The sequence below is a fragment of the Streptococcus mitis genome, assembly GCF_001579035.1.
GTDB lineage: Bacteria > Bacillota > Bacilli > Lactobacillales > Streptococcaceae > Streptococcus > Streptococcus mitis_J.
Window position 1 is genome coordinate 445,506 of record NZ_KQ970285.1, and the last position, 4,937, is coordinate 450,442.

Sequence of the window (4,937 nt, forward strand, 5' to 3'; positions counted from 1 at the left end):
AATTTCCAGTTCAGGAAATAGACTACATTACTTTGCATTTGTTAGCTAAGAGTCAACAATGTCAAAAAAATCAGAAGAATATTTCTGAAGAAGTTTTAAAAAAATCTTTATTTAAAACATTTCAGGATTTAGGATTAGATGATATGTATCACTTTTCTTCAGATTTCCAACTAATTGAAGGATTGATAACTCATCTAATGACACTACAAGTACGTTTAGAAAGTCGGATTACCTTAAATAACCCTTTGGTAGATGAAATTAAACAGAATTATAGTGATATATTCTTTTTGACTAGAGAAATTCTTGCAAATATGGATATGTTCATGGAGTGGTCAATATCAGATGATGAAATAGCATATGTAAGTCTTCACTTTTTAGCTGCTATGGAACGTAGCAAAGAGAGTACTAAGTTTAATATTCTTGCTATTTGTGCAACAGGATTTGGTGCAGCCCAAATGTTAAGAAATCGTTTGGAAACGGAGTTTGGGAAGCGAGTAGAAGTTGTTGACGTAATAGGCTATTATGAATTGAATCAAGAAAAACTTAGAGGAATAGATTTTATAGTATCAGCTGTTGATTTATCGAATCTATATTTTCAAATTCCAGTTTTTAAAGTTAGTGTATTTCTTAAGAGTGATGAGATAGAAATGATTCGAAAAGCTATGAATCAGATGCAAGTTTCTAGTCATGTACAATCATCAAAGATTAACAAGTTTGAAAATACTAGCTTTAGACAGTATTTCAGTAAAGAAAATTTTTTAATATGTACTGAATCAGACAAGGTAAATTTACTTGAAAAGATGGTTGAGGGTTTATCTGTTGGTGAATCAAGTGAGTTTGAACAATCTTTACTTTATGGAATTAAACAGCGCGAAGAATTAAGTTCAGTTGTTTTTTCTGAAAAAATTGCAGTTCCGCATCCTATTCAACCCTTTGGTACAGAGGGAAAGGTTTCGGTTGCAATTTGTAAAGATTCGTTACTCTGGGATAATCAAAGTTCACATGTCCAGCTAGTATTTCTTCTATCTCCATCAATATATGGGAACGAAGGTTTGGCAACTGTGACTAAAAAGATAGTCTCTCTGACAGAGAATGATGAATTGCAAAATCAGCTAATATCTTGCAATAACTTTGAAGATTTTATTAACATATTTGAGAAGATAAAATAGGAGGTTCATATGAATCAAGAGGAACTGCAAGTTGCAGCATTTGAAATTATCCTGCATTCGGGAAATGCAAGGTCAGAAATACATGAAGCATTTGCAAAAATGAGAGAAGGTAGTTTTGATGATGCAGAAAGTAAATTAAATCAATCAAATGAGATAATTCTTGAAGCGCATCATGCACAAACCAAACTCTTGCAAGAATACGCAAGTGGAGTGGAAATTAAAATTGAAATTATCATGGTACATGCTCAAGATCATTTAATGACCACTATGACATTATTAGAAGTAGCAAAGGAAATGTTAGCTCTTTATAAGAAAGTTAACTAAATATGTGTTGTTATATAAGGAGGAAATGATATGGATAAAAAAGAACGACAAAAGATTGAACAACAACGTCGAGAGATGGCTCTAACTAATACTTTTTTTAATCGATATCTTCTTCTACGTTATTCAATAGCACTCTTCTTTTTTGGGAATATTTATTGGCTTTTGAATCAGTTTATTAGTCCCTCGCCTATTATTATTTTCCCCATTATGCTCATAGTATTTTCTATTTTAGCAACTGTTGAACAATTTAAACTTTATGGAAATAGGAAAGAAAAGTTGGGAATAACACTAATATTTGTTAGAATACAAATGCTTATTTCAATAGGATTACTTGTTTTAACTTGGACAAGTTGGTTTACGAATCTTTTTCCGATTTTTGAAAATAACCAAGTAGCACGTTTATTTGTTTTTGTAGTTCTTCTATTAGGTTTAGTTCTGAGTTTGTTAGACATTAGAAGAATTAAAAAAATTTATAAACGAACAGATAAGGCTTATCAACAATTTGTCCAATTGGAAAAGAACTCACTTAGTTTATAATCCTGATCTAGTATAATTTGTATTTGAAACTAGTCTTTAAAAAGTAAAAATTATTATGTTTTATTAAGGAGGTCTATTTATGGATCAACAAAACGGGTTGTTTGGTTTCCTTGAAAACCATGTTATGGGACCAATGGGCAAACTTGCTCAGTTTAAAGTAGTGCGTGCTATCACGGCTGCAGGTATGGCTGCTGTACCATTTACTATTGTAGGATCAATGTTTTTGGTATTCAGTATTTTGCCACAAGCTTTCTCATTTTGGCCAATTGTGGCAGATATTTTCTCTGCTTCATTTGATAAATTCACATCACTTTACATGGTTGCAAACTATGCGACTATGGGTTCTCTATCTCTTTATTTCGTTCTATCACTTGCATATGAATTGACAAAAATTTATGCAGAGGAAGAAGAACTCAATATGAATCCTCTTAATGGTGCCTTGCTCGCCTTGATGGCTTTTGTCATGACAGTACCTCAAATCATTTTTGATGGTGGAATGATGAAGACTGTGACAAGTCTAAAAGAAGGTGCAGTAATTGCAGATGGATGGGCAATGGGAAATGGAGTCACACGTTTTGGGACAACAGGGATTTTTACCGCAATCATTATGGCAATTGTGACTGTTCTTATTTATCGTATGTGTGTTAAACATAATTGGGTTATTAAAATGCCTGAAGCTGTTCCAGAAGGAGTTTCTCGTGGATTTACCGCTTTGGTTCCGGGATTTGTTGTTGCATTTGTTGTTATCTTTATCAACGGTCTTCTTGTAGCAATGGGAACAGATATTTTTAAAGTCATTGCAATTCCATTTGGTTTTGTATCCAATCTGACTAATTCATGGATTGGTTTAATGATTATTTATCTATTGACTCAACTACTTTGGATTGTAGGTATCCACGGTGCTAACATTGTTTTTGCATTTGTTAGTCCAATTGCTCTTGCTAACATGGCTGAAAATGCTGCTGGCGGGCACTTCGCTGTTGCAGGTGAATTTTCTAATATGTTTGTAATTGCAGGTGGTTCTGGTGCAACTTTAGGCCTATGTTTATATATTGCTTTTGCCTCTAAATCTGAACAGCTTAAAGCAATAGGACGAGCATCTATAGTTCCAGCCTTATTTAATATTAATGAACCATTAATTTTTGGATTACCTATTATCTATAATCCAGCCTTGGCTATACCATTTATTTTAGCACCAATGGTTACTGCTACTATTTATTACGTAGCGAATTCTCTAAACTTTATTAAGCCAGTTATCGCACAGGTTCCATGGCCAACTCCAGTAGGGATTGGAGCTTTCTTAGGGACAGCAGATCTTCGAGCTGTATTAGTTGCTCTAGTATGTGCATTTGCAGCATTCCTAGTTTATCTTCCATTCATCCGTGTATATGATCAAAAATTGGTGAAAGAAGAGCAAGGTATGTAATAAGTAAAAAAGTATATTCGATGATAGAATCCATATAGTTTAAATAATGAATGTTAACATTAGCAGCGAAGAAGTCTTTTTAAGATATTCTTCTCTGCTTTTTTCGGTTCGAGGTTGGGAAAAAGTCTTTAAAATCATAAAAGACGCATAGTATAGTAAAATGAAATAAAAAACAGGACAAATCAATCGAGACAGTCAAATTAATTTCTAGCAATGTTTTAGAAGTCAAGGTGTACTATTCTACTTTCAATCTACTATATCAGGTATTAAAAAACTTGATATTATGCGTTTTATTGTGGGAATATACTTTATTTTCTCCTGAAATTGAGTTTTTGTCCAACCTCATGATTTGTTATGCAAAAAAATAGAAGATAGACTAGAGAATCACTTTGATGACCTCAATCATATCTCCTATTCAAATAGTTAGCTCACTAACTTAATGACATTGGGCTTTCACCCTAGTTTGACAACTTTACCGATTCTTTAGTTCTACATAGCGCTTGTACCAAATGTTTACATAGGCTTCTGAGAAAGGACCACGTCCATTGTTAATCCAATCAACAAGAATTTTGACATGTTCTTTTAAAATATAGTCCAAGTCATCAGAATAATTCATTTTGCGTTTGTGACGCTCATACTCTTCAACGTCCAAGAGACGTTTTTCCCCATCTGTAAAAATTTTAACATCCAAATCGTAATCAATATACTTCAGTGCTTCTTCATCCAGATAGTAGGGGCTAGCCATATTGCAATAGTAGGAAATTCCATTATCACGAATCATGGCAATGATATTAAACCAATATTTCTTGTGAAAGTAAACAATAGCCGGTTCTCGAGTGACCCAACGACGACCATCACTTTCGGTAACAAGTGTGTGATCGTTGACACCAATAATGGCGTTTTCTGTTGTTTTTAGTACCATGGTGTCCCGCCAAGTTCGGTGGAGACTCCCATCATGCTTATAACTTTGAATTGTAATAAAGTCGCCTTCTTTTGGAAGCTTCATAACTAACCAACTTTCTACAATTTATAAGTTTATCATTTACTATTGTACCATAAAATTATCTAAAATCTGTGAATTTCACTTGGAAATATTAAAGATATTCTCTAAGAGCGCTTGCTATATCCGAAAAATCGTAGCCCTTTCGTGCTAAAACTTGAGTTAAACGCTGCTTCAGTTCGTATCCTTCATACTTTCGAGCATACTTAGCATATTGCTTATCAAGTTCCTTGAAGATGAGTTCTTGAGTCGTTTCTTCGTCGACTTGGCTATCTAAGTCGTCAAAGGCACTTTTAGCATCAGAATAAGAAAACCCCTTGTTGGTCAAGTTCTGGATAATCTTATCTTGCAAGGCACGAGCTGGAAGTTTTCCTTCATATTTTTTCAATAGTTTATTGGCTACACGTTGAGCAACTTCCGAAAAATCAAATTCTTTCAGTATCTCTTCTATAGTGGATTTTGAAATCCCTTTTTGCGTTAG

At 33.7% G+C, this 4,937-nt stretch carries 5 protein-coding genes and 1 pseudogene; 4 read left to right on the forward strand and 2 right to left on the reverse strand.

Annotated features, from left to right (window positions below; translation table 11 throughout):
- The 4 genes from SMIDD26_RS02240 to celB all read left to right on the forward strand — a co-directional run.
- Window positions 1–1,169 (forward strand): BglG family transcription antiterminator (locus tag SMIDD26_RS02240; protein WP_246746856.1); only part of this gene is annotated, 1,169 nt, incomplete at its 5' end.
- 9 nt (window positions 1,170–1,178) lie between these two features.
- Window positions 1,179–1,493, forward strand: coding sequence for a PTS cellobiose transporter subunit IIA (locus tag SMIDD26_RS02245; protein WP_001070943.1), 315 nt, complete (start codon window positions 1,179–1,181; stop codon window positions 1,491–1,493).
- A 30-nt stretch (window positions 1,494–1,523) separates the two neighbouring features.
- Window positions 1,524–2,030, forward strand: a complete 507-nt coding sequence (locus SMIDD26_RS02250; protein ID WP_061438769.1) for a hypothetical protein — start codon at window positions 1,524–1,526, stop codon at window positions 2,028–2,030.
- Window positions 2,031–2,109: 79 nt separating this feature from the next.
- Window positions 2,110–3,456 carry a PTS cellobiose transporter subunit IIC gene (gene celB, locus SMIDD26_RS02255; protein WP_061438770.1) on the forward strand — a complete coding sequence of 449 codons (1,347 nt, stop codon included), beginning with the start codon at window positions 2,110–2,112 and terminating at the stop codon, window positions 3,454–3,456.
- A gap of 472 nt (window positions 3,457–3,928) precedes the next feature.
- Here celB and SMIDD26_RS02260 read toward each other — a convergent pair whose 3' ends face one another.
- Window positions 3,929–4,462 (reverse strand): nucleoside tri-diphosphate phosphatase, encoded by a 534-nt coding sequence (locus tag SMIDD26_RS02260; protein WP_000775316.1) that lies wholly within the window; start codon window positions 4,460–4,462, stop codon window positions 3,929–3,931.
- Between the two features lie 88 nt (window positions 4,463–4,550).
- Window positions 4,551–4,937: pseudogene (locus SMIDD26_RS02265) on the reverse strand (RecX family transcriptional regulator); the annotation flags it as partial.